This window comes from Kitasatospora sp. NPDC005751 (genome assembly GCF_040630835.1).
In the GTDB taxonomy this organism is placed as follows: domain Bacteria; phylum Actinomycetota; class Actinomycetes; order Streptomycetales; family Streptomycetaceae; genus Kitasatospora.
Genome location: NZ_JBEXYC010000157.1, coordinates 1 through 1563 on the forward strand (window position 1 = coordinate 1; position 1563 = coordinate 1563).

Consider the following 1563-nt stretch of genomic DNA (forward strand, 5'->3'; position numbering starts at 1 on the left):
ACGACACGACACCCCGTCTCTGCCACCGAGGCACCGGCACTATGCCTGACCAGCGGAAACGCACCCGTCACTATCGGAAAGACAACGGCTTCTGAGCGGTCCGAGGTTGGCGTGCCACTCCCGCCGGCTGCGGTTGTACTCGGCTCGTGCCGACGGGCTCAGAGCCCTGAGTTGAGCGCTCGTCAGTGCGTCGGGTTGGGTGCGGCGTGGTCTGTCGGCGAAGGCTTTGAAGTCCTCCTTCCGGGACAGCGCCAGGTTCGCCGGGCTAGGCGGGCTGGCCGTGCTGGTCACACGTCCTCCAGGGCGTCCGCATAGAAGTCGTCCACGTCGGCGAGGTCTTCCAGGTCGGCTTGATCGTCATCGCCAAGCTCCGTCGGCTCCGGTCGCTTGCGCTCCACCATCTCCGGGTCCGCCCCAATGGCCTTACGCACGGACGGAAGCGAGATGACCGTCTCGGCCTCGGTCTCTGGCAGTTCGATCGCAGCCTGTTCACGGGAGAGCCGCAGGGCCATGCGCCGTTCGGCCAGCGTCGTGCCCAGCCCGAGATTCCACCGTTCCAGCAGATCGGCAACCGCGAGCCGGTCGTCGGGGAAGCGATACTTCGAGGCCGCCAGCCGGCGGGCGAACATCAACGCGTCCTCGCTCAGCGGCATCTCGGCCGACGGTGCGTGCTCCCAGACCAGCGTGTGCCAGGACCCGGTCGCCGGATCGCGGAAGTAGATCCGGGTGATGTCGTCGGGGTCCACCTGGAACGGCCAGCCGTTCTTCATCGGCGAGTCGTAGGGACTGCGGATGCCCGACTCCGGCAGGCCCGGGCCGCTGTAACGGCGGCGGCCGATCTCCACCCCGTAGTGCTGGACCGTGCGCCACTCGGTCTTCAGGAACTCAAAGGCCAGGTCCCGGTCGCGGGGTGCTTCGATGTAGCCGGCCCGCGCCATGCCGTGCTCGAACATCTTCGCCGGGGACATCCGCAGCCCCGGCAGCCCTGGATCGACCAGACTGGAGTGCGGCCTGCAGTGATAGACCGTCGCGGTCCATTCCCGGATGATCGCCTCCAGCTCGTCGAGGAAGAAGAACGCATCATCCTCGGGGCTCTCACCCCGCGAGTGGATGTCGGGCCCCTTGTAGCCGGGCAGCACCTGCAGCAGCCCTTCCCGCAGGGTCCGGAAGTAGCGCTCTACCGGTCCCTTGTCGCGGCCCGTCCGCAGGCGGGCCGGCTGGATGGAGATGCCCATCCGGCGGCAGACGCTGGTCAGATGCTCCGAGACGTAGACCTTGCCGTGGTCGACCACAAGCGTCTCGGGAACCAGGGGCGGCGAGGCCAGCCCCGGCCCGGTGACGCCCTCGACATCGACCAGGACGGTGCGGGGAATGCCGTGCTCGGGCCAGACCGCGTGCCGCGGCCAGTCCCGTCCGGCCAGCCTCGGCCGAAACGACTGGAAAAGCACCGCGCTGACATCCACCGCCTTAGGGCACGTATTCGGTCGTGATCAATGGGTTCGAGTGAGGTCCTTGATCCAGATCATCGCGCCACGGAGGTGGAGGCCGGCGAGGTAGCTTTCC

1 pseudogene is annotated in these 1563 nt (G+C 67.8%); it reads right to left on the reverse strand.

What is annotated here, in order from left to right:
- Positions 1-287 precede the first annotated feature (287 nt).
- Positions 288-1481: pseudogene (locus ABZ497_RS36765) on the reverse strand (transposase); the annotation flags it as partial.
- Positions 1482-1563: the final 82 nt, after the last annotated feature.